At 49.5% G+C, this 23,586-nt stretch carries 18 protein-coding genes; 5 read left to right on the forward strand and 13 right to left on the reverse strand.

The window, feature by feature from the left end; all coding sequences use genetic code 11:
• Positions 1–6: 6 nt before the first annotated feature.
• Positions 7–1,470, reverse strand: a complete 1,464-nt coding sequence (locus tag NQ534_RS08840; RefSeq protein ID WP_006860563.1) for an alpha-glucosidase/alpha-galactosidase — start codon at positions 1,468–1,470, stop codon at positions 7–9.
• Positions 1,471–1,750: 280 nt separating this feature from the next.
• On the opposite strand from NQ534_RS08840, the gene NQ534_RS08845 reads away from it, so the two are divergent.
• Both NQ534_RS08845 and NQ534_RS08850 read left to right on the forward strand, forming a co-directional pair.
• Positions 1,751–2,662 (forward strand): AraC family transcriptional regulator, encoded by a 912-nt coding sequence (locus NQ534_RS08845; RefSeq protein ID WP_006860561.1) that lies wholly within the window; start codon positions 1,751–1,753, stop codon positions 2,660–2,662.
• Between the two features lie 117 nt (positions 2,663–2,779).
• Positions 2,780–4,204: a deoxyguanosinetriphosphate triphosphohydrolase gene (locus NQ534_RS08850; protein ID WP_006860560.1), complete on the forward strand. Its 1,425-nt coding sequence runs from the start codon at positions 2,780–2,782 to the stop codon at positions 4,202–4,204.
• A gap of 74 nt (positions 4,205–4,278) precedes the next feature.
• Here the strand turns inward: NQ534_RS08850 and NQ534_RS08855 are convergent, their stop codons facing one another.
• From NQ534_RS08855 to NQ534_RS08870, 4 genes are all read right to left on the reverse strand, one after another.
• Positions 4,279–4,854 carry a thymidine kinase gene (locus NQ534_RS08855; RefSeq protein ID WP_040782085.1) on the reverse strand — a complete coding sequence of 192 codons (576 nt, stop codon included), beginning with the start codon at positions 4,852–4,854 and terminating at the stop codon, positions 4,279–4,281.
• 30 nt (positions 4,855–4,884) lie between these two features.
• A complete protein-coding gene (locus tag NQ534_RS08860; protein WP_006860558.1) occupies positions 4,885–7,143 on the reverse strand; it encodes an AAA family ATPase in 2,259 nt (752 codons plus the stop codon).
• Positions 7,140–8,273 carry an exonuclease SbcCD subunit D gene (locus NQ534_RS08865; protein ID WP_040782083.1) on the reverse strand — a complete coding sequence of 378 codons (1,134 nt, stop codon included), beginning with the start codon at positions 8,271–8,273 and terminating at the stop codon, positions 7,140–7,142. Before NQ534_RS08865 ends, NQ534_RS08860 begins: the two co-directional genes overlap by 4 nt.
• 199 nt (positions 8,274–8,472) lie before the next feature.
• Positions 8,473–10,155, reverse strand: coding sequence for a M3 family oligoendopeptidase (locus NQ534_RS08870; RefSeq protein ID WP_006860556.1), 1,683 nt, complete (start codon positions 10,153–10,155; stop codon positions 8,473–8,475).
• Between the two features lie 217 nt (positions 10,156–10,372).
• On the opposite strand from NQ534_RS08870, the gene NQ534_RS08875 reads away from it, so the two are divergent.
• From NQ534_RS08875 to NQ534_RS08885, 3 genes are all read left to right on the forward strand, one after another.
• Positions 10,373–10,897 (forward strand): shikimate kinase, encoded by a 525-nt coding sequence (locus NQ534_RS08875; protein WP_040782081.1) that lies wholly within the window; start codon positions 10,373–10,375, stop codon positions 10,895–10,897.
• Between the two features lie 597 nt (positions 10,898–11,494).
• Complete coding sequence (locus NQ534_RS08880; RefSeq protein WP_040781976.1) at positions 11,495–12,052, forward strand: manganese efflux pump MntP; 558 nt, start codon at positions 11,495–11,497, stop codon at positions 12,050–12,052.
• A gap of 320 nt (positions 12,053–12,372) precedes the next feature.
• The gene (locus tag NQ534_RS08885) at positions 12,373–13,047 is read left to right on the forward strand and encodes a hypothetical protein (RefSeq protein WP_050778270.1); all 675 of its coding nucleotides are present in this window, start codon (positions 12,373–12,375) and stop codon (positions 13,045–13,047) included.
• Positions 13,048–13,112: 65 nt separating this feature from the next.
• Here the strand turns inward: NQ534_RS08885 and NQ534_RS08890 are convergent, their stop codons facing one another.
• The 8 genes from NQ534_RS08890 to NQ534_RS08925 form a co-directional block, all read right to left on the reverse strand.
• Complete coding sequence (locus tag NQ534_RS08890; protein ID WP_074679935.1) at positions 13,113–13,715, reverse strand: TIGR04100 family radical SAM protein; 603 nt, start codon at positions 13,713–13,715, stop codon at positions 13,113–13,115.
• A 159-nt stretch (positions 13,716–13,874) separates the two neighbouring features.
• On the reverse strand, positions 13,875–14,705 hold the full coding sequence (locus tag NQ534_RS08895; RefSeq protein ID WP_006860546.1) for a pyridoxamine kinase: 831 nt from the start codon (positions 14,703–14,705) through the stop codon (positions 13,875–13,877).
• 254 nt (positions 14,706–14,959) lie between these two features.
• Complete coding sequence (locus NQ534_RS08900; RefSeq protein ID WP_006860544.1) at positions 14,960–16,288, reverse strand: sensor histidine kinase; 1,329 nt, start codon at positions 16,286–16,288, stop codon at positions 14,960–14,962.
• Positions 16,285–16,956, reverse strand: a complete 672-nt coding sequence (locus NQ534_RS08905) for a response regulator transcription factor (protein ID WP_006860543.1) — start codon at positions 16,954–16,956, stop codon at positions 16,285–16,287. The genes NQ534_RS08900 and NQ534_RS08905 overlap by 4 nt, the downstream gene beginning before the upstream one ends.
• Positions 16,957–17,148: 192 nt before the next feature.
• Positions 17,149–18,912 carry a Na/Pi cotransporter family protein gene (locus tag NQ534_RS08910; protein WP_006860542.1) on the reverse strand — a complete coding sequence of 588 codons (1,764 nt, stop codon included), beginning with the start codon at positions 18,910–18,912 and terminating at the stop codon, positions 17,149–17,151.
• Between the two features lie 158 nt (positions 18,913–19,070).
• The gene (trxA, locus tag NQ534_RS08915) at positions 19,071–19,370 is read right to left on the reverse strand and encodes a thioredoxin (protein WP_006860541.1); all 300 of its coding nucleotides are present in this window, start codon (positions 19,368–19,370) and stop codon (positions 19,071–19,073) included.
• A 160-nt stretch (positions 19,371–19,530) separates the two neighbouring features.
• A complete protein-coding gene (locus NQ534_RS08920; protein ID WP_006860540.1) occupies positions 19,531–20,595 on the reverse strand; it encodes an acyltransferase family protein in 1,065 nt (354 codons plus the stop codon).
• 167 nt (positions 20,596–20,762) lie between these two features.
• A complete protein-coding gene (locus NQ534_RS08925; protein WP_040781970.1) occupies positions 20,763–23,285 on the reverse strand; it encodes a hypothetical protein in 2,523 nt (840 codons plus the stop codon).
• Positions 23,286–23,586 lie beyond the last annotated feature (301 nt).

Consider the following 23,586-nt stretch of genomic DNA (forward strand, 5'->3'; position numbering starts at 1 on the left):
CTCCCCCTACGCCGTTATCACACGCGCCTCCCGCTCTGCTGCGACCTCGGCCGGGGTCTTTTCACGCAGTCTTACCGCGCCATGATAATCTTTCGTCGGAATCAGATTGCCCTTCGCCAGGTTTTCCTTTGCCTGTGCGATTGCTTCTCCGTACTGCGGCAGCCACTGTTCCTGCGCCACCAGCATTTCATCAATCATCTGCCAGACCTCCGGCGGATTGCAGACTGCTCCGGTAAGCGGGTCCATCAGCGCCGCCTGCTTCAGCAGCTCTGCATCGCCGTGAACCGCAGCCTCCACCGCCAGCTTCTGCACCCAGATGGACTGTGAGCACACAGCGGCGCAGCCCAGCGGCAGGTCGCCCACCTTCGGCACACTGATGCCGTTGCCGTCCACGTAGCAGGGCACCTCCACCACCGATTCATACGGAAGATTGGTGATGCAGCCTTCATTCATGACATTAAAATGTCCCCGGTATCTTCTGCCCGTTTCCAGAGATTCGATAATATAGGAGCAGTGCTCATTTCCTCTCTGGCTGCCGTCCAGCTTTTTCGGCTCCTCCTGCAGAATCTTCGGATAGTCCGTCTCAAACCAGTTCCGCTCCTCCCGCGTAACCCGCAGATAGCCGCCCGTCTCTCCGTTGATCCAGTTATCCAGATTAATCCAGTCCTTAATCTCATCCGGACGCTTGCGATACCATGCAACATATTCTGACAGATGCCCGTTGGATTCCGTGGAGTAATAGCCGAAGCGCTTTAAAATATCGATGCGCACCTTTTCCTCCTCACGGAATTTTTCGTGCGCTTCAAAGCCCGGCAGCAGCTTCGGAAGCATGTCCTCCCCGTGATGCTTTACTGCGATGTACCAGGTCTGGTGATTGATGCCGGCGCAGGTGATGTCCAGCTCATCGCGCGGTATGCCCAGCACCTCCGCAATCTGCTGCTCCCCGTGGATTTCTCCGTGGCAGAGACCGATTGTTTGCACCTTTCCGTATTTATTGCACGCCCAGGTCGCCATTGCGTTGGGATTGGAATAATTCAGCATGATGGCTCCCGGCTCCGCCACCTCTCTGATATCTTTGCAGAAATCCAGAAGCGCCGCGATCACACGCTGTCCGTACATAATTCCGCCGGTGCAGAGCGTATCGCCCACGCACTGGTCGACCCCGTATTTCAGCGGAATTTCAATATCCGTCTCAAAGCCCTCCAGACCGCCGATGCGCACGCAGTTTACAATGTAGCGCGCATTCCGGAACGCCTCACGGCGATCCGTCGTTGCCTGTATGGTGATTGGAATGCCGTTCGCATCCAGATCGCGCTGGCACAGTGCGCGTGTTTTTTCCAGATTGTCCGGATTGATGTCCGTAAACGCCACCTCGATATCGTGAAATTCCGGCACGGACATGATGTCCGCAAAAAGTGTCCGGGCAAATACAAGACTGCCCGCCCCAATAAATGCTACCTTAAAGCTCATAAGATTCCCTCCTGTATTTTTTCACAGCGGTCTGCCCCGGCGCCCTGTTCCCTGCAAAAGCAGAGCCGCTGCTTTTTTCTCTTATTATACATAACCGTATCTTTTATGCGTAAGCTTTTATTCGCAGAGCAGAGAAATGTAAGATATTGTCGCATTTAATTTTATGTGGTATAGTAACTGTAAATGATAACTGCCCGGTCATATCGCCCGCCCGATATTGCCAGTCATTGATTTTTCACTGTACCGGAAAACAGAAAGTCCCTGGAAGGAGCAGATATATATGGAAGATATTTTTTCAGAGAAAAAGCTTTATGCGGCAGTGACGGCTTTCTATGCCCTTTCGCTGCCGGAATATCATATGCCGGTGCATTCTCACACAAGCTGCGAGCTGATGTATGTGACAGACGGCGTCTGCACCGTTTTCTGTGACGGTACTGAAATCTCCCTAAAGCAGAATCAGTTTATTTTTATTGATTCGGCAGTCCCGCATCAGCTGGAAATTGCCGCCGGACATCCCTGCTCCATTCTGAATCTGGAATTTACTGTCCATACAGAAAAAACGCCGCTTCCCATGCAGCAGCTTCTGGAGGAAAGCGCCGAATTCCGGAAATTCTGGGCTTCGCGTCCGCCGTTTGCAGTATCGGACGATCAGCGCAGCATGGGATACTCCATGAAGGATCTGCTCTCCCGGCTCCAGAAGCAGCCGGAGCAGCCCGACTTTCTTTTCCGGCTGCTGTTTTACCGGATGCTGCTGGAAATGACCTGGTGCTTCCGCCGCAGGCGCAGCGCCTCCGGACTGGAATATCTGAAAAAGGCCTGCGACTACATAGACCGGCACCTGCTGGAGGAGTTGTCCATCCCCGCCATCGCCGCCTGTGCGGGCGTCAACAAGTCTTACCTGCAGGCTCTTTTTTCCCGGACAATGCACTGCACCATCGGCAGCTACATCAACCAGAAGCGGCTGAACCAGGCGGTTTTCCTGCTGACGAACAGCTCTCTTTCTGTTACCGACGTGGCGTTTGCGTCCGGTTACAACAGCCGCCAGCATTTTGCCCACACGTTTCAGAAGTTTTATGGCATCAGCCCCTCCCATTACCGTCGTCTTCACTCGCGCCAGCTTCTTCCCGACACCGGAAATTCCCGCTACCGGATCGACACGGACGGAGCCCGGCAGGAGCCGATGATTAAATGAACGGACAAAAAATGTCTTTCCCGTTTTTAAAAACCGGCGTGTTTATCTGCCGGACAGCTTATAAAATGAAAATCTTACCGGAAAGGATCTGCGGCGCCGCCGCAGTGGTATTTTTATATGAACTGGACTACTCTGCTTTGTACGGAGCGCATCCGCAGCCATGCGGGAGGTACCGGCTCCGCGGACCTGAGAAGCGAATTTGAAAAGGATTATCACCGTATTATCGGCAGCGCGTCGTTCCGCCGCCTGCAGGATAAAACACAGGTTTTTCCGCTGGACAACAGCGATTTTATCCGTACCCGCCTAACGCACTCGCTGGAAGTCGCCTCCATTGCGCGCTCGCTCGGACAGAATATTTCGCAATATATTATCCGCAACCAGCGTGACAGAAGCTTCGATCTGCAGACGCAGTCGGATGTGTGCAGCATCGTGGAGTGCGCCGGTCTGATTCACGACATCGGCAATCCTCCATTTGGTCATTTCGGTGAGACCACCATCCGCGACTGGTTCCGCGAAAATCTGCCGCGGCTGACATTTGAGGGCAGACCGCTCCCGGAAATTCTGTCCCCGCAGATGCTCGCTGATTTTTACAATTTTGAGGGCAACGCCCAGGCGCTGCGCCTGGTGACAAAGCTGCATTTTCTGGTCGATGAAAACGGTATGAACCTCACCTGCGCCCTGCTCGGCACGATTATCAAGTACCCGGTTTCCTCTCTGGAAGTCAACAAATCGAGCGGAAATATTAAGGATAAGAAGCCCGGCTATTTTTATGCGGACCGCGATATTTTTGAGAAGATTCAGACTGCTACCGGCACAAACGGACGCCGGCATCCCCTGTGCTTTATTCTGGAGGCGGCGGATGATATCGCTTATCTGACTGCCGATATCGAGGATGCTTACCGGAAGGGCTTCATCAGCTACCGGCTGCTTCTGGAGGAGCTCCGCTCCGAAGAGGTGCTGACACGTATGCTGCCGCAGGAGCAGCGCACCTATCTGGAAATGGTCAGCCGCCTGGAGCGCAAGTACGAGAACGGTCTGAAGCGCGGCGTTGCGGACCCGGAGGGCTACGCCGTCTCCAACTGGATCGTAACTGTGCAGGGCTTTCTGATTTCCTGCGCCACCTACGGCTTTACAAAAAACTACCGCGCCATTATGGAGGGCAGCTATCCTGTGGATTTATTCTGCCGCAGTCACGGAAGCGCGCTGCATGACCGCCTCAGCGACATTGCCTGGCGTTATGTTTTTGTGTCGCGCCCGATTTTCAAGACGGAGCTTGCCGCCGCCACCGTCCTGCAGTATCTGCTGGATAAATTTATTCCGGCGGCGATAAACTATGATACCGGCAACCGTCTGACCGATGTACAGGATAAATTGATGACGCTCGTCTCTGAAAATTATAAGTCCGTCTACCGCAGACAGGCGGAGGGCAAATCCCCGCAGGAAAGACTTTATCTGCGGCTTCTGCTCATCACGGACCATATCTGCGGCATGACGGACAGCTATGCGAAACGGCTGTACCAGGAACTGAACGGGATTGACTGAACGGGTCCGGCAGGGGCTGCTTTCTCAATGAAAGCCGCCAGCGATAGCTCCTGCTTTCTCTGAAACGCACGGTGCTACTCCCGTCTTTCCGGTCCCAGATTTCCTTCTTTATAGTGTTTGCGGCAGAGCGCCGTGTAGCTGTCGTTGCCGCCCACGACGACCTGGGCGCCGCTGCGGATGATTTTTCCGTTTTCGTCGAAGCGGGTGTTGCAGGTTGCGCCCTGCCCGCACCAGCAGACGGTTTTCAGCTCTTCTATCACATCCGCCCACGCCAGCAGCCACATGCTGCCCTCAAACAGCTCCCGGCGGAAGTCTGTGCGCAGACCGTAACAGATTACCGGAAGATTCAGGTCGTCCACGATGTGCACGAAAAATTCGATATCCGACTTTTTGCAGAACTGCGCCTCGTCAACAATCACGCAGTCGTAGCAGCTGATTTCCTCGTCGCTCATGACGAGCAGATCCTCCACATAGCTGCATTTCTGCTCCAGCCCCATACGGCTGCGGATGACGCCGGCGTCTCTTGTATCCAGCTTTGGCTTTACCAGCAGCGCCTCTTTTCCGCGCTCGTAATAATTATACGCCACCATCAGAGCGTTCGCCGTCTTGGAGCTTCCCATTGCCCCGTGACGGAAATATAATTTCGCCATTTTCTTTTCCTCACTTTCCACTGATGCAGTTTATTGCAGGACCGTCGCTCTGCTTCCGCTGCCCGGTTCCTTTCTGACCACGATCTGGCTCTCTATCCGCTCCTTCAGCTCCGCCACATGGGAAATGATTCCCACGAGCCGTCTGCCCTCCGTAAGCTCCGCCAGCGCCTTTACCGCCTGGTTCAGCGCTTCTTCGTCCAGAGAACCGAAGCCCTCATCCACAAACATGGTGTCCAGCCGGATTCCGCCTGCCTGCGACTGGATTTCGTCCGACAGACCGAGCGCCAGAGAGAGCGATGCCATAAATGTTTCCCCACCGGAGAGCGTTTTTACGCTCCGCACCGTTCCATTATAATGGTCCGTAACGTCCAGCTCCAGCCCGCTCTGGCTGGTGCGTCTGTCCGCCTCCTCCCGGCGCTTCAGCTCATACTGTCCGCCCGACATTACCATCAGACGCACGTTCGCGCGCTCAATAATTCTCTCAAAATATGTCATCTGGATATAAGTTTCCAGCGTAATCCTGTCCTTCTGGCGCAGCCCGCCATTTGCCGTATCCGCCAGCGCCTTCATCCAGATATATTTCCGCTGTATTTTCTCCAGCGCTTCTGCTTCCCTGGAGATGTTATCCGCCGCCCGCCGGTTTGTCTGCAGCCGCAGACTGCAGCTCTCCCGCCGCTCCTGCACCGCCGCCTTTTTCTCAAGCAGCGTATCCCTGCAATCCGAGAGCGCCTGCATATCATCGGCACCATCCTCCATCCGGTGCTGCGTGAGCGTGGCAAGTAGCGCCCTGTTTTTCTCCAGAATCTTTTCGCTGCTTTCGTATGCATTTCTTGCCTGCTCAAAGCTCTGCTCCATCTGCCGCTTCTTTTCTCTCTTTTTCTGCAGCACTTCCTCCGGAACCAGCTTTTCCTGCTCTTTTGCCAGCGTTTCCTCTGCCGTCTGCACCTGTGCGCGGATTCCCGCCGCCAGATTGCTCTGCCGCACCATGTCCGCCTCCGCCGCGTCCCGGCGCTCCTTCTTTTTGCGCAGCAGCTCTTCCGTCGGCGCATCTGTGGCAAGCGCCGCCGGCTGCGGATGATGCACGGAACCGCAGACCGGACATTTTTCGCCTTCTACCAGCTTCGCCGCCAGCAGTCCCGCCTGCGCGTCCAGAAAGCGGCGCTCCATCTGCTGATATTCCAGGCAAAGCCGGTCTGCCTGCGAAGCGGCGCGCCGATAATCCTCCTGCGTCCGCTGCAGCCTGGCTTTCAGATTCTGATGTGCCTGCTGTGCTTCCTTATAAATGCGCAGCTGACGGCTGTCGTTTTCAATCTCCACCGCCAGCGCCTCGCGGATATCCTTCTTTTCCTGCTCCGCCGCATAAGCCGCTTTTAAAGCGGGCAGGCGCTTTTCCTCGCGCGCAATCGCTTCCTGCGCCGCCTGCATCTGCTGTGCCGCCCGCTGCGCCGCCCGCGCGCTGCCAAGACGCTGGTTTACCTGCTCCAGCTCTTCCTCCGCCTTTTTCATATCCGCCGAAAGTGCCGCCAGCGTTTTCCCGTCTTCCTCAATAAAAGCGGAAAGCTCCTTTAAAAACTCTGCTGTGTTATCCGCGCTCCTGCTCTTTACGGCAATCTCCAGCAGCGCGCGGCACGGATGCTCCTGCGGCACCCTTACGCCGTCCATATATTGCAGGATCCTCTTTACCGCATCCTCGTACTCCGTCTTTTTCGCCAGCGCATCTGTCTTGATCCGCTCCTGCAGAATCTGGTATGCTTTTGTGTGAAAAATTTCTCTGAAGATTTTCCCGCGCTCCTCTGTTTTTGCCATCAGCAGATTCTGGAAATCTCCCTGCGCAATCATGGCGATATTCATAAACTGGTTGCGGTTTAAGCCAATCAGTTCCGTCACCGCCGCGGTCACGTCCTTCACCTTTGTGATGACATGTCCGTCCGGGAAGGTCAGTGCAGCATCCGCCCGCTGCACGGTAAAGCCCTCCCCGCGGTCCTTCGGGCGCATGTATTCCGGATTACGGCATACCCGGTATGTTTTCCCGGAATACGCAAAGGTAAGCTCTGCATACGTCGGCGTCTCCGGAAGCGCATATTTGCTGCGGAACATGGAAGCGTCGCGGAAGCTGCCGCTTGCCTCTCCATAAAGGGCAAATATAATTGCGTCGAAAATTGTCGTTTTTCCGGCTCCGGTATCGCCCGTAATCAGATAAAGTCCCTGGGTCCCCAGCTTTTCGAAGTCAATCTCCGTCTTTCCGGCGTATGGTCCGAATGCCGACATCACTAATTTTAAAGGTCTCATACTGTTTCCCACACCTCTTCAACCAGTCGCTGCACATATTGTTTTTGTTCCTCTGTCATTTCCTGATTATTCTGAAGCCGGTAAAGCTCCTCAAAAAGCTCCAGCGGTGTTTTTGTCTGCACCGCAGCCGCTCCCGTAATCATCCTGTTTTCCCGCGTCCGCCTGTTGTCGTAATCCAGCTTCATCAGATTCGGATATATCGCCCGCAGCTTTGCCGCCGCGCCCGGAATATCCTCCTCATCTGTCAGAGTGATATGCATATAATCTGTGACATTCGTCTGCTCATAATTTTCTTTTAATGTCACTTCTTCATATGTGCCGCGAATCTCCCGCAGCTCGCGAAGCGGCTTTAGTGGAATCGTCTCCACTGTTACATTGCCCTTTTCCTTCAGCTCCACGACCGTCACGGATTTGGTATCGCCCGCTTCCGAAAAAGAATATTTCAGCGGCGTTCCGCAGTAGCGGATGGTTTCCCGCCCCAGCTTCTGCGGACGGTGAATATGTCCGAGTGCCGCGTAATCAAACTGCTCCAGCAGTCCCGCGTCAATATTATCCAGCCCGCCCAGTGATAAATCCTCCGATTCGCTGCGCACCGCGCCGGTAAAAAACTGATGCGCAACCACCACATTCCGCTGCGTGCAATCCGGCTGCAGCTCTTCCAGCACCGCCGCAAACGCCTCCTGATAAGTTTCCGTTTTCTTTTCCGGAAAGAAGCGGTGCACCGCCGCCGGCTTCAGAAAAGGAATCAGATAAATGTTCACATAACCATAAGCATCCTTCTGACGGACCGGCTCTATTTTTCCATGATAAACGGGAGAGATATAAATACCTCCCTGGTCGAAAAGCCCCGCTCCAAATGCCACACGCTCCGCGCTGTCATGATTCCCGCTGATTACATAAAGCAGGATACCAGCCCTGGCTGTCCGCGTAAAAAAATCATCCAGAAGCTGTACGGCTTCCGCCGGGGGCACGGATTTATCGTAAATGTCCCCGGCGGCAAGAATGCCGTCCACCTTCTGTTCCTTTGCAATCCGCAAAATTTCATTCAGGATATATCTCTGGTCCTCCAGCATGGAAAACTCATTCACACGCCTGCCTATGTGGAGGTCCGATATATGAAGAAGTTTCATTTCAGGCTCCTCTGTATTCTCCGGGCCCACGCCCGGAGTCTCTTAATCAGTGAGTTGTATCTGCTGATGAGTCATGCTCACCAGTGAGCTGCATCTGTTGATGAGTCACGCTCACCAGTGAGCTACATCCGTTGATAAGTCACGCTCACCAGTGAGCTGCATCTGTTAGCGAGTCACGCTCACCAGTGAGCTGCATTTATCAATGAGTTGTATCCAGCAGGACATCCAGCTTCTCCACTATTTTCTGGATACAACCATCTTCATACGGCACCTCAAGTCCTACTTCTTTCAGCATTTCACCATAGAATTTGCTTGCAGAGAGACGGCAGAGCTTCAGATAGCTCTCCCAGGCCTCTTCCCGGTTTTCGCTCATCTTGATTTTGTACATAAATGCGCAGGTCTGCGCCAACACATAATCAATATAGTAAAACGGATAGTTAAAAATGTGCTGCTGCTTCTGCCAGAAGCCGCCGCCTCCAAAATATTTGTTGTCCTCATAATCCAGATGCGGCTTGTACACCTTTTCCAGCCTGCTCCATGCCTCTTTCCGCTGCTGCGGCGTCATTTCCGGATTCTCATATACAATATGCTGAAATTCGTCCACCATACAGCCATACGGGATAAAAATAGCAGCATCCTCACCGTGCATTATGCGATAATCCTCTGCACGGTCGCCAAAGAACAGCTCCATCCACTTATCCGCGAAAAATTCCATCGACATGGAGTGTATCTCCGCTGTCTCCATCGTAATATCGCGGTGCTCCTGAATCGGGTCCTTGCCGGAAATATATCCCTGGAAAGCATGTCCGCATTCATGTGTGATAACATCCAGGTCGCCGCTGGTTCCGTTAAAGTTTGCAAAAATAAACGGAGCATTGTAATCCGGCAGATAAGTCATATAGCCGCCCGCGCGCTTTGTTTTGCGTCCAAGCACGTCAAACAGCTCATTTTCCATCATAAAATCGAAGAATTCTTTTGTCTCCTCCGACATTTCCGTATACATCTGCTGTCCCGCCTTTAAAATTTCCTCCGGGCTCATATGCGGTGCCGGATTGCCGTCAGCAAAGTAAACCTGTTCATCAATATAGGAGAGCTTCTCCAGTCCCAGCCGCTGTCTGCGTCTGTCATGCAGCTTCTCCGCAAATGGTACAAAATATTTTTTTATCTGGTCACGGAATTTCTCTACTTCCTCCTGTCCATAGGAGTTGCGCGTCATCCGGTAATAGCCAAGTTCCACATAGTTTTTGTAACCCATCTGTCTCGCCTGCTCTGTACGGTTTTTCACAAGCTGGTCATAAATGCTGTCCAGCTCCTCCTCCACGCTCTCAAAATAAGCGCTGTACTTTTCCCACGCTTTTCTGCGCACCGCACGGTCTGCATGAGAAAGATACGGACGCATCAGGGACAGATTCAGCTCCTCGCCCTCCCATTCAATCTTTGCCGTGGCAATCAATTTGTTGTATTTTGTTTTCAGCTCGTTTTCTTCCTGCATCAGCGGAATCAGCTTTTCGTCAAACGCCTTCATGGAAAGCTCCATATTCCGGAAGGCTACCTTTCCGATTTTTTCTTCCAGATAATCACGATAGGGAGAATTATACAGAAGCTTCTGGTACTCCTGCACCAGGTGCTGCATTTCCGGCTCGATTTTATCGTAATATTCATGCTCCGCCGCATAAAATTCGTCCGTCAGATCTACGTCAAAACGAATATGCGCCAGCGTCATCTGCGTGGAAACATGATTGCTCAGTGCATAAAATTTCTTGTGCACCTCAAACTGCTCCTCCCCGCTCTTCGCCTGTTTCATCTCTTCCATGAGCTGCTGATATTCTCTGCGTACCTCGTCCATTTCCACCCTTTTGTAGGGCATATCCTTAAATTTCATGGTGTTACCTGCTCCTTTCTTTCATCTTCTATAGTTACTGTGAACGCAGTGAACAATAACCTTTTATATAGTATAGCTCAAATCCTGCATTTTCGCACCTTGTTTTTTTGGCGGTTGTCCTGTATACTAAACGCATTACTACTGTTCACTCCGTTCACAGCAACACGCATTATTGCTGCTTAACCATAAATACATTGCAGAAGATAAGGAGGCGGATATGGAAAATATCACGTTAATTGGTATGCCCGGCGCCGGAAAAAGTACCGTCGGTATTGTTCTCGCAAAGGTGCTCGGCTACGATTTTATAGATTCTGATTTATTGATTCAGAAAGAAGAAGGAAAGCTTTTGTGGCAGATTATGCGCGACGAGGGCATCGCCGGCTTTAATCAAATCGAGGAGCGCGTCAACAGTCAGATAAATGTCACACATTCTGTCATTGCAACCGGCGGCAGTGTAATATATGGTCCGAAAGCAATGGAGCATCTGCGCAGCATCAGCACGGTGGTTTATCTGAAAGTGAATTACCGGACGCTGAGACGGCGTCTCGGTGATTTGAATAAGCGCGGCGTTGTCCTGAAGCCCGGTCAATCTCTGTCGGACCTTTACCAGGAACGGACACCTCTCTACGAACAATACGCGCATCGTATTGTTTCTGTTGGCGGAAAAAACGTACAGCAGTCAGTAGAAGAAATCATAAACGCATTAAGTGACAGCAGTGCCGTTGACACGCGCGGTCAGTAGCAGACTGCCGGAAAACCTTGTTGCAAAAACCAGTAACAGGTCTTTGCACTCGCTGCAAAGACCGTAAGGAAATGATACAAGAGTGCAAAAATTCCATCGCAAAGCGATTTTAAATGAATTTTTGCAGGTAACAATTCATCCAGGCTGAATTGTTGCAAAAAGTCGAAACTAACCGTAAAATAAAGCTTGCCAAAGACCTGCCAGCATGATATACTTCTGAGTAATCGCAACAGTTTACTTCTGAAAGCTGTTGCAAAAATCTCCACGAGGGAGTAGTCAGCATAAAGCATATGTGATAACTATCGACAGAATGGTGCCCTGCACCCGGTGTTATCTTAAATGACGAGACTCACGGACAGCAAACGCTGTTCATGAGTCTTTTTTTATCCCGCGTAGCACAGAGCTGAGCTTTAAGATGTCACTTATGCCGTGCAGCACGGAGCCAGGCTTTGAGATGTCACTTATGCCGTGCAGCACGGAGCCGGGCTTTGAGATGTCACTTATGCCGTGCGACAGAATATGATATCCGGCGCACGGGTTTTGCTGACTTTCCTGTTCTGTGGAGTCACATACACATTTTACCAGGGAGGAAATTTTATGAGTTTAGCAGAAGTATTTTTATTAGCAATCGGTCTTTCTATGGACGCCTTTGCCGTTTCCATCTGCAAGGGACTTAGTCTGAAAAAAGTAACGCCAAAGCATATGTGCATTGCCGGGGCATGGTTTGGCGGCTTTCAGGCGTTAATGCCGCTTATCGGCTATTTTCTCGGAAGGTCCTTTGCCGATATGATTACCCGTTTCGACCACTGGATTGCTTTTATCCTGCTGCTCTTTATCGGCGGAAATATGATACGGGAAGCTTTCGGCGAGGAGGAACGTATGGACGGCTCTATGGAAGCAAAAACCATGTTTCTGCTGGCAATCGCCACCAGTATTGACGCGCTGGCAATCGGCGTAACCTTTGCATTCCTCAAAGTATCCATTATTCCCGCCGTCTGTCTGATTGGCGCCACCACCTTTGTCTGTTCCGGCGCCGGTGTCAAAATTGGCAGCGTCTTCGGTGCAAAATATAAAGCAAAAGCGGAAATCGCCGGCGGTATTATTCTGATACTTATCGGTCTGAAAATATTACTGGAGGGCGTGGGGATTCTGTAATCCCCATGCTTTCTTTTTTTCATTTTTTCGCCAGAAAATATTTTCCGTTCTGTCCCCGCACCCTGCCAGTCACTTACGAACGGCTGCTTCCTGAAACAGCTATTAAACAGCTATTTCCGCCGACGCAATCCCTTGCAGGTACTTTCCTTTTTATAAACGTTTTCATTCTTGATATATTCACAAATATTTAGTTGATTTTTTCTTTAATATATATTATACTATAACCATCTTTTAAAATCTTATTTCCATTTTATATTTTCAATAATATCTGTTGAAATCCGTGCAAAAACTGCATATAATAATAGAAAGGAGAACAGACCTTGCAAAGCAGGCTCCAATGGCATCCGGGATTTTTTGCCGCTCTCCAGATTGAATTTGAGGAAGAAAGCGACCTGCTCATTTTTGAAAATGAGCATCCTCTCGGAACAAAGCCACGCACCTGCTTTTATCAGTCCGACACGGAACGGGTTGGACATATCAGCCCGGATGAATTAACCTTAACGTTTGTCTGCAGTCACTATCCGCATAAGCTGCTCCGGCATCTGAAAAGCTCCCGGCATATATCCGTTTCATGCCAGGAGCCCGGTATTTATTATTTATCCGGCGACCCGTTTCCCATGCAGCTCCTGGTCACAGCGCAGCTTTCTCACAGGGAAAACCTGTGGCTCAGCTCTCTGCGGACTAACCTGCGGGCACAGGATAATACGTTTAAAAATTTGGCCCAGTCCTATGAAGCGCACAGTCTTTCAAACAAATACAAGTCCGCAATGGATTTGATTATGCGGGCCAACTGGACAAATATGAAGGAGGGAAAACAACAAATGTGTGATGCGATCCGGGAATTATTTGCGGAAGAATTTGAAGAATATGAACAGCGGATGGCTCAGATGGAGCACAGTATAACAGAAAAAGACCAGCTGCTGGCGGAGCAGCGTGCCGAGATTACACGCCTTAAAAAGCTTCTCGGACAACCTGTCCCCGTTCCTTTCCAGTAATAATGATGCAGCAGACGGGGACAGGCAGATTATTGTGTGAAATGCAGACAATCCCGTCCCCTGTCCTACCCCTCCCAGGGGCGGATGCGGTAAGCTGCGCCTATCTCTTCACAGATTTTCGCGCATTGCTGCTCTTCCTCCGGCGTGAGAGTTGTGCTGACGGTCGTCATCACAACATGCGGAACATATTTTGTGCAATCGCGCGCAAAATCCAGCATTGCCTGGAACGAAATATCACCAAACCTGCTGCGCACCAGTTCATGATACCGCTGCGCATCCGGCGTATTCAGACTGATGGAGACCGTATCAATCAGTCCCTGCAGAAGGTGCGCCGTTTTTTCTCCATGAATCAAATCAGACAGACCGTTCGTATTTATTCTCGTCGGAATAGAATATGTTTTCTTCGCATATTCCGCAACCTTCAAAATCACATCCAGCCGCTCTGTCGGTTCCCCGAATCCGCAAAATACCAGTTCCCGGTAATCCTTCATCTGAAAGTTTTCAAAATCTGCTATTATTTCCTCACAGGTCGGTTCCCGCTCCAGCCACAACGAATCGGATTCTCCCACCCGGTCCCTTGTCTGCCGCAGGCAGAAAGTGCAGGCACAGGGACATTTATTTGTTAAGTTCACATATAGATTCTGATGCACTTTATATAAAATCGTCATTTCTTTCCCTCCATAACTGCATTCTCATGTTTTGCATCAATTTCGAAAATACGTAGTACAGAAAAATCAATAGAGATTCATTTTCCAGGTAACTTATAATATATGCCGTATGGTACTGTATCCGCCAAAGGCAAATCCCATGCGGCAGGACTGTGTACTTCATTTCAGCGTATCCAGGATTTCCTCAAATGCCACACCATCCGTCACCGGAATTTCCAGCTCTATCGATTTCTCAATGCATTTTTTCACGAAATTGGACGCTTTCTTCACAGATACTGCAAAATCCACTCCATTTACCGCATCCGCCGCAATAATGGAAGCAAACAAATCCCCCGTTCCGCACCGCTGCGTACCGACGCGGATCGTCCGCAGAAAATGGTCGCATCCCGATTCATCACATACGTAATTTGCGATATAACCGCCCTGCACGATGCCGGTAATGACGACCCTGGACGGTCCCATCTTTCTTAACTTTGCCACCATTTCGCGGATTTCCTTTTTTTGCCACTTTTCTTTATAAGATGTATCCGTGAGAATACACGCTTCCGTAAGATTAGGCGTCAGTATATCCGCATACTGCACCAGCCTTTTCATGCTGTCACAGAGCTGCGGCGTATAAGTTGCATACGCTTTTCCGTGGTCTCCCATCACCGGGTCAATAATGACCAGCGTCTGCTCCGTACTAAATTCCCGGATAAACCGCTCCACAATGCCAATCTGCTCCTCTGAGCCTAAGAAGCCCGAATAAATCCCCGAAAATTCCAGCCCCAACAGCTTCCAGTTCTTTATATATTCCGGCATTTTTGCCGTGTAGTCGTCAAAAAAATAATGCTCATAACCGGTATGATTGGAAAAAATCGCTGTCGGAAGCGGACAGCACTGCACCTTCAGCTTCGAAATAACAGGAAGGGAGACTGCTATCGAGCATCTCCCAAATCCGGACATATCATTAATCACTGCAATCTTTTTCTGTCGTCCCTTATATCCCATCCACTACCTCCATTTCATGCACATCTGCTTTTTATGCGCCTGCGCCCGATACCGCATCTGCCGCACGACAACATAACCGTATAAATATAATATACCATCTTCTGATATGGTTTAAAGAGCCAGTTATAACAAAATCGACCAGTCCGCTTATTCCTTCCCGCATCCGTTTTCTGCGGCAATTCATAGCATTCCGGTCAATTTCCAGAAACCTTATCCTTTTCACACATCAGAGCAGTTAATCCGCGCTGCTGCAACTATTTGCTCTCCGGGAACACCACCCGCATCCGCGTGCCCACCCCGGTTTTACTCCACAGCCCGATTTCCGCGCCGTGCTTCGCCACGGCATGTTTTACAATCGCCAGTCCAAGACCGGTGCCGCCCGTAGATTTTGATCGACTCTTATCCACCCGATAGAAGCGCTCAAAGATACGCTTCTGGTCTTCCTCCGGGATGCCGATGCCCGTATCCTCCACCGTCAGCACCGCATGATTGCCCTCCATGCCGACCGTCATCACGACACTTCCATCCGGTACATTGTAGCGGATGGCGTTGCTGCAGAGATTATACATAACCTCTTCTATCATTTCCCGGTTTGCCTGGATAAAGCAGGATCCGCCGGCAAGTCGTAAAGTCACATGATGCTTTTCCGCATTCACCTGCATCATATCCACGCATTTCTCCGCAAGCTCATACAAATCTACCGTTTCCTTCACCAGCACATCCTCTGAGCTGTCCAGCTCGGAAAGGCGCAGAATATCGTTAATCAGCATCAGCAGACGATTGGAACTCTTATGAATTTCCGCCGAGAAGCGGACCGTATCCTCTTTTGTGGCGATACCGCTCTCAATCAGCTCCGAATAGCCGGAAATCGCCGTCAGCGGCGTTTTTAATTCATGTGAGACATTGGCAGTAAACTCCTGCCGCATCTGTGAGCTTTTCACAATATCCGAGTGCTGCTTCTGAATCATATCCAGAAACGGTTTCATTTCTTTATAAGCAATCTCGTATTCCTCATCATCCATATGCTGCGCCATGTCCTCAATCGGGGAAATGATACTTTTTGTAAGGAAATGCGCGAGCACAAGGCAGACCAGAAACAGCGCCATTCCCATAAAAAGCAGCACCGGAATCAGCGGCAGAAGAAAGCTCCATACACTGCCCGCCTCCTTGGCAACACGCAGTATCCTGCCGTCATCCAGCCGTATCGCATAATAATATGTATTTTTATCCAGTGTATCCGACCTGCGGACAATCTCCGCCTCGCCGTTTTCCAGTGCACTCTGGATTTCCGGACGCTGTCCGTGATTATCCATCTGACCGATGTCCGCATTGCTGTCAAAAACAACCGTACCGTCCTCATCAATCAGCGTAATGCGCAGCCCCTCCACCGCATCATCCTGCAGCGACGCATCCGACTGTTCATCGAAAATGCCGGAGCTTTTAATGACATGTGCATAAGTTCTGAGACTGCTTATCACCTCTTCCTGGAAAAGGTTGTAGCAGACAAAAACCGAAAGAAACACTGTCAGAATGATCTCCACTGCCGTAATCAGCAGAAACTGCGCATTAATCTTTTTTCTCATTCAATCCGATACCCCACATTCCGCACGGTCTTAATGTACTTTCCGGCAACGCCCAGCTTCTGGCGCAGCGTCTTGATATGCATATCCAGCGTGCGCGATTCTCCTTCAAAATCCACGCCCCAGACACGCTCCATGATGCTCTCCCGCGCCATCACAATACCGGCGTTCTGCAGAAACAGTTTCAGAAGCTCAAACTCCTTGTATGTCAGCTCGCAGGGAACATCCGAAACATATACCATGCGTTTCTCATTGTCCATAAAAATCTCGTGCAGCCGCATCAGCTTTTCTTCTTCCATCTGATTGACACGACGCAACACCGCTTTCACTCTGGAAATCAGCTCCATGACACCAAATGGTTTTGTGATGTAGTCATCCGCCCCGTTGTCCAGACCTTTTACCTTGTCAATCTCCGAGGATTTTGCCGTCACCATCACCACCGGCACCTTTTTTGTCTCCGGGTTGCGGCGCAGCTTCTTTAAAACCTCCACGCCATCGCTGTCCGGAAGCATAATATCCAGGAGCACCAGATCCGGCTTTCTCTCAGAGACCTTGTTCCAAAAAGGTTTTGCGTACTCAAATTCCTCTACCGAGTAGCCGCTGTTTTTGAGAGAATAGCTTTCTATTTCCCGTATATTTTTATCATCTTCCAAGATATAAATCAAGCTCATGCCTCCCACATCCTTTCTTGTAACTGTTTGAGACTTTTCTCCCGCACAATTACCTTCCTTTATAATTTATCACATTTCTCTTTTTATGGCAAAACAATTTTCTGTGATATCGCTCTTTTTTAAGGCAACACATTTTTTCTACGATATATCTCTTTTTTAAGGCAACACATTTTTCTGCGATATATCTCTTTTCTAAGGCAACACATATTTTCTGCGATATTTATCACATTCCTGCTGGAACTCCTTGTTGTCCTCGCGGCGGAGCACATCCGCATAGGCATGCGGATCATACTCGCTCTCATGAGACTGAATCAGATAAACGGCAATGTTCGAGCAGTGGTCTGCCACACGCTCAAAGCTTGTACAGATATCCGAAAGAATAAAGCCCATCTCAATCGTGCAGCTTCCTGCCTTCAGGCGTTCCACATGACGTTTTTTCACCTGGGAATTGATATAATCCATCACTTCCTCCAGAGGCTCCACCTCACGCGCAATCGTCACATCATCCTGCATAAAGCTGTCGAAGGCAAGCCCGGTAATTTCCATTACCGCATTTTTAAATACCTCCAGCTCCTTCTGTCCGATATCCGAAAAACGGATTTTCTTTGTATGCAGCTCTTCCGCCGCCGCCATCACGCCGACAGAGTGATCGGAAATCCGCTCAAAATCCCCGATGCAGTGCAGCATCATGGAAAGCACGCGGCCATCCGAATCCGACAGCTTGCGGCCACTTAGCTTGACAAGATAGTTGCCCAGATTATCCTCGTATTTATCGACCAGGTCCTCCAGCTCGCGCACACGCGCCGCTTTTTTCTCGTCGTAATTATCAAACAGGGACACCGCCATCGAAAATCCTTCCTTCGTAAGCTGCGCCATCTGCTTTGCCGCCTCCCGCGCCTGCTCGCAGGCAAATGCGGGACGCTCCAGGAAACGCTCATCCAGCACCGGCACCTCCAGCTCCTGCAGCTCCCCCGCTTTCTTGCGGTTTCCCACCGTTGCATGTGCCAGCTTCACAAGCTGGTCGCCAAACGGCAGCAGCAGCAATGTCGTAAATACGTTAAAAATACTGTGAATCACCGCAATATTTGCCGGTCCAATCGCGTCCGTCAGAAAATCAAAATGGAAAATTGCGTTGGCGCCGTAAAACAGAACCAGACATACCGCCGTACCGATCAAGTTGAAATACAGATGGATCGCCGCCGCGCGTTTTGCGTTTTTGTTCGCGCCGATTGACGACATGATTGCCGTGATACAGGTACCGATGTTCTGTCCCATGATAATCGGAATCGCCAGCCCGTAGGTAACGCTTCCCGTCATGCAGAGCGCCTGCAGAATTCCGACCGACGCGGAGGAACTCTGAATGATTGCCGTAATCAACGTACCGGCAAGAACGCCCATCAGCGGGTTGGAAAATGCCGTCAGCACATTTCCAAATTCCGGCACGTCCGCCAGCGGCTTTACCGCCGAACTCATGCCATCCATGCCGTACATCAGAATCGCAAAGCCCATCATAATGGTTCCGATATTCTTTTTCTTTTCTTTTTTGGAAAAAAGGATGAATGCCGCTCCGATAAGCGCCAGTACCGGCGAAAAAGAGGTCGGCTTTAAAAGCGACAGCAGAAGATTGTCGCCCTCGATTCCCGTAAGACTCAGTATCCACGACGTCGCCGTGGTACCGATATTTGCACCCATAATCAGTCCGACCGCCTGGTTAAGCTTCATAATGCCGGAATTTACAAATCCGACCACCATAACGGTCGTTGCAGAGGAGGACTGGATAACTGCCGTCACTCCCGCGCCAAGAAGCACTGCTTTCCATCGGCTGTTGGTAAGCTGCTCCAGAATCCGCTCCATCTTACCGCCGGAGGCTCTGGAAAGTCCGTCTCCCATAAGTGACATTCCGTAAAGGAAAAATGCGAGACCGCCTAAAAATGCCAACACATTAAAAATATCCATAAAAATACTCCTTTATCCTACAAGTATGTTCTCCTTAAGCTAACATACCTATGTAAAATCCAGGAGTATTTAATGTAAAATCTGTGTAAATTTAGTCTTCGTTCATAGCAGTTCAGCCAGGCTGCCCTGTTGCCTGCAGAAATCCATTTAAAACCGCTCTACAGCAGCCCCAGCACTCTTTCTTTAGAGACTGAACCGACGGAAGTCTCCTTCAGCTCGCCGTCCTTAAACACCAGCAGTGTCGGAATACTGCTCACGCGGTAGCTCTGCGCCAGCTCAAATTCTTTATCAACATCTACCTTTACAAGCTTCACCTCTGGATGCTCCGCCACGACCTCGTCCAGCACCGGCGCAAACATTTTGCACGGTCCGCACCAGTCTGCCCAGAAATCTACCAGCACCGTTCCCTTTGCGTCCAGCACCTCGCTCTGAAAGGTTTCTTTTGTTGCATTTATCATATTGCTTCCACCTCCTGCTTCACGCCATCACATATAGTCTGCCCGGAAAATCTCTGATATATGTATTTTTATGACGCCGGTTCTGCCATTTATGCCCGCACGCTTTCCACTCTTTTTCTTTATATTATACACATTTTTACAAATATGTCGAGTGAAAAATTTATGTCTTTTGCTTTTTTAACAGCTTATTTAACAAAAAACGGCTGAGCCGGAGCATCGGCTTCTCCACAAAATAATAAGAGCATATTGCCGCCGCCAGCGTAGGCAGGGCACTTATTATAAATGTTTTCGTATATCCCAGGCTAATTCCCCACTGCTGCTGCAGCGAAACCGCAAGCTGCTGGAAGAAAAAGCCGTACAGATAAATTCCATAGGACGGCTCCACCTTCCTTCCCACGTTCTTGAAGACCGGCTCCGGAGCAAATACAAGTGAAAAAATAAAATACGGAAAAATCACGTACAGCAGGATATACTGCAGGGTTCCGGAAGCGGACTGGAATGCCAGAAGTACACACATTGCCACGCATGCAAGCTGTATGTTCAGATACTTACGTACCTCTTCATAGGTAAAGAGGATTCCAATCACATAGCAGACAATTACCTGGTATGCCTGGAACAGGTTCACACCATAAACCACCACCCGGTTCTGCACGCCGATAGTAATAAGAGCCACATTTATTCCGCACACCAGCACAGTAAATCCCGCCATGATGCGAAAGGATATTTTTGAACCATGCTTTACACGCAGCACCGTCAGCAGAACCGGCGTTATCACATAAAGCGCCGCTTCCACCGGCATTGTCCAGAGCGAGCCATTGATGGTGTTTGGGATCGGCACATCCGTAAAAACGCCCGGAAGGGCAAATACCGGAAAGAACCGCAGGTTCCGAAGATAAACCGTATACCAGCTTTCAAAATATCCCTTCACGCCCAGATCAGACAGCAGCGGTCCCGCCACAAACACGACCAGCAGCACCATTACGGCAAGCGGCGGCCACAGGCGGAAAAAACGGCGGATGGCAAAACGCAGCGGGTGCGGATCCGACAGCCAGCTCATCGTAATGAGATAGCCGCTTATCAGAAACAACGTAAAGACCCCAAGCTCGTGCAGGCTGAATCCCCCGAAGCGCGGCGCCGTACCACCAAGGATCAGACCCAGATGACCGGCAAACACAAACCAGGCGGCAATCAGACGGACAATCCCAAAGTTGTTTTCTCTCTTCATGTATTACTTTATCCTTTCTTTACCTGCAAATAAGGTGTTCCAGTTCTTTCATTTCCCGGCAAAAAACAAGTACGGCTGCCAGTTTCCTGGCAGCCGCACCTGTCTTTAAAGCATTGTAGCTTATCAATCAATCAGCTAATCGCATACGGTACGATTAAGCAATCTTATTAAGCCTGTCCATAAACCTGACCTTTTACTACGTTGAACTTAGCGCCATCATAGTTCACTGTTCCAGTGAAATCAGATGCCAGTCTGCCATCGATTACGTAGAACCATGCGCCATCATACAGTACAAGGGTTGTCTTGTCAGTAACCTGACCGCGTACAAGATAATACCATTTCTCGCTTGCCGGATCCTGCCACAGTCCGCTGTATTCGTCAATAATACGTCCGGATGCTACTGCAAATTTTCTTCCGTCAAACTCAACCAGTCCGCCTACGTTGGTATCAATAATACCATTCTGTACGTAGAACGCTTTGCCCTGGTAGGTTGTAAGACCAACATACTGGGTCTGAACCATACCATATGCAAGGAAGTACCACTTGTTGTTGATGAGCTTCGCTCCGTTTACGCCGGTTGCAACAGTGCCGTTCTCTACATAGAACAGGCTTCCGTTGTAATCTACCAGACCCTTGAAGGTAGTATCAATTACGCCATCTTTGTAGTAATTGAACTTGCCATCTTCCAGATGCAGACCGTTCAGCTTCAGTGTATCTTTTCTGTCAAGGTAAGATACAGCGTTGGTGAAGTAATCTGCTGTAAACTGCTTGGAAATAACTTTCTTCTGACCTTTTGCATCAACACCTTCTACCTGTACATCCAGTGTAATGCTGCCTGCCTTCAGCTCTGTTTCTTTCTTAATGCTGGTAATCTTCATTGTCAGAGCCTGTGCTGCTGTGATATCCTGCTTGTTGTTACCGCATGTAGAGCAGTTGTTGTATACCTTAACAGCCAGTGTACCGGAAGCAATCTTCACAAGCTGGTTCGGTGTAATAAACTGACCGTTCAGCTTCAGAGTTTCGCCATTTGTATCTACCAGAACATCTCCAACAAGCTCAACTGTTGTTGTTCCATCAAGAACAGTCTTTGTACCCTGGGAGGTACCGTTGTCGTTGATACCAATCTCATTTGTATGAGCAAGTCTCTTAACTTCTTTCTTTACTCTGTTGCTCAGTTCTTTTCCGCAAAGATCGCACTTGTCAGCGCTGATGATATAACCCTTTTCTTCGCAGGTCGATTCTTTCATCTCTACAACTGCATTCTTTGTGATGGAATAATGGTTGAACATATCTGTCTTTGCAGTATAAACAGTATCTGTCGGCTCTTTGCAGGTTGTGCAGAGCAGAGTTACTGTAGTTGTACCATTCTCTGTGCAGGTAGCTGTCGTTTCAACAGAAACATACTGGCTCTTGTTGTTTGCCTTAAGCCATGTCATCATTCCCTCATAGCTGTCCAGAATACCATCTGTAATATGAGTATCCATGTATCTCTTTACACTCTGGTCAACCTTGTGCGGACCCTGCGGTTTTGCAATCATTTCCTCAGAGTTTCTGTCCATGTTGCAGTTGCGGCATGTTGTATTGATATAATACCGGATATCCTCGTTGCAGGTATTATTAACAACTGTTGTACCGGTTACCGTGCATTTTGCTCTGTCTGCAGAATTTACAAATACAACCTTCTTTACCTCTGAATGATGCGGTGCATCAATCGTAACCGTTTCAATTCTCGGATTATTGATGTTCGTCTGGTAGTAGTAATATACCTGGTAGGAACCTGCTTTCAGACAATCCTTGAAAACGATAAGGTTCGGAGAAGCTTTCAGCATGTCAGCAGTAACATCAGCAAAAGAGTTTTTGCCAAACGCAGCCGCTGTTTTTGCTTCGTCAATGTTTACCGTATTCTTTACTTCGGTTCTGCTAATCTGTTCAGCTTCGATACGTACTCTTTCAAGCTTTGTGTCGTTCTTTCCGCACTTCGTGCACACACCTTCAGAAACTTTGATGTAAAAGCCTTCTTTTGTCGTGTCAATCAACGCCGGCTGGCCGTTTACAAGCTTGGTATTTACCGCATCAACCTCTTCACCATCATACTTGTCGCCTGCAACAAGATACTTGATGAAGCTCCAGGAAGAAACAGAATGTCCTTCCGGCTCGACATCCCATTTGCCTGCCTGCTCAGTCTTACCGCACACTGCACACTTACGCATTTCTACAGTAACGCCCCAAGTTTCACATCCTGCAGCGATAATTACTTCTTTATAAGTCTCGCCCCACTGATGGTCTTTCAGAATGGTTCCCTGAATATCAGCCGATATAACATCCGTCTTACCCTCTGCATATTCTACCGTATAGGTTCTGTTTTCCAGAGAATTGCAAGTTGCCGGCTTTGTTACTACACTGATATTAAGCGGATCTGTCTCTTTTCCATCGCTCCACATAACTTTAACTACGTTGTTCCGAGCATCTTCAACTCTCAGCCCCACATACGTTTTCGTCGCTGCAGGCGGATTTGCAGCTACAGTTTCTTCTGCTACTTCTTCTGCCTGCGCGTCTACTGTTGCTTCCGTAACAGTTTCTGTCGCTGCTTCTGTAACATTTTCTTCTGCAAATGTTACTGCTGACATTGAACTCATAGCCATCATGACAGACATTGCCATAGCTGTGAGTTTCACTTTGTTAAGCTTCATAACCATTTCTCCTTTTCTTTCTTTTTGTTGCAAGCCCCTTATTATTTTGTTGTTCAGGTCCTGCCATGTTGAACCCGTATTCACCTCATTCCACATCCCGAACCAGATTCCCGGCATGCAGAAGAAGCACAGAGAGCAAAACCCTATTCCCTGGAAAATAAGCCTTTGCTTCCATTCAACACTTCTCGTCTACAATTTGAAGTATAATTGAAATTTCTCTATTTGTCAATACGATATTTTAGAAAAATCTCTAATTCTTTTTCGTCATAACATCTAAAAAATAAGGTTTTTCTTTAAATGA

Source organism: Marvinbryantia formatexigens DSM 14469, from assembly GCF_025148285.1.
In the GTDB taxonomy this organism is placed as follows: Bacteria; Bacillota; Clostridia; order Lachnospirales; family Lachnospiraceae; genus Marvinbryantia; species Marvinbryantia formatexigens.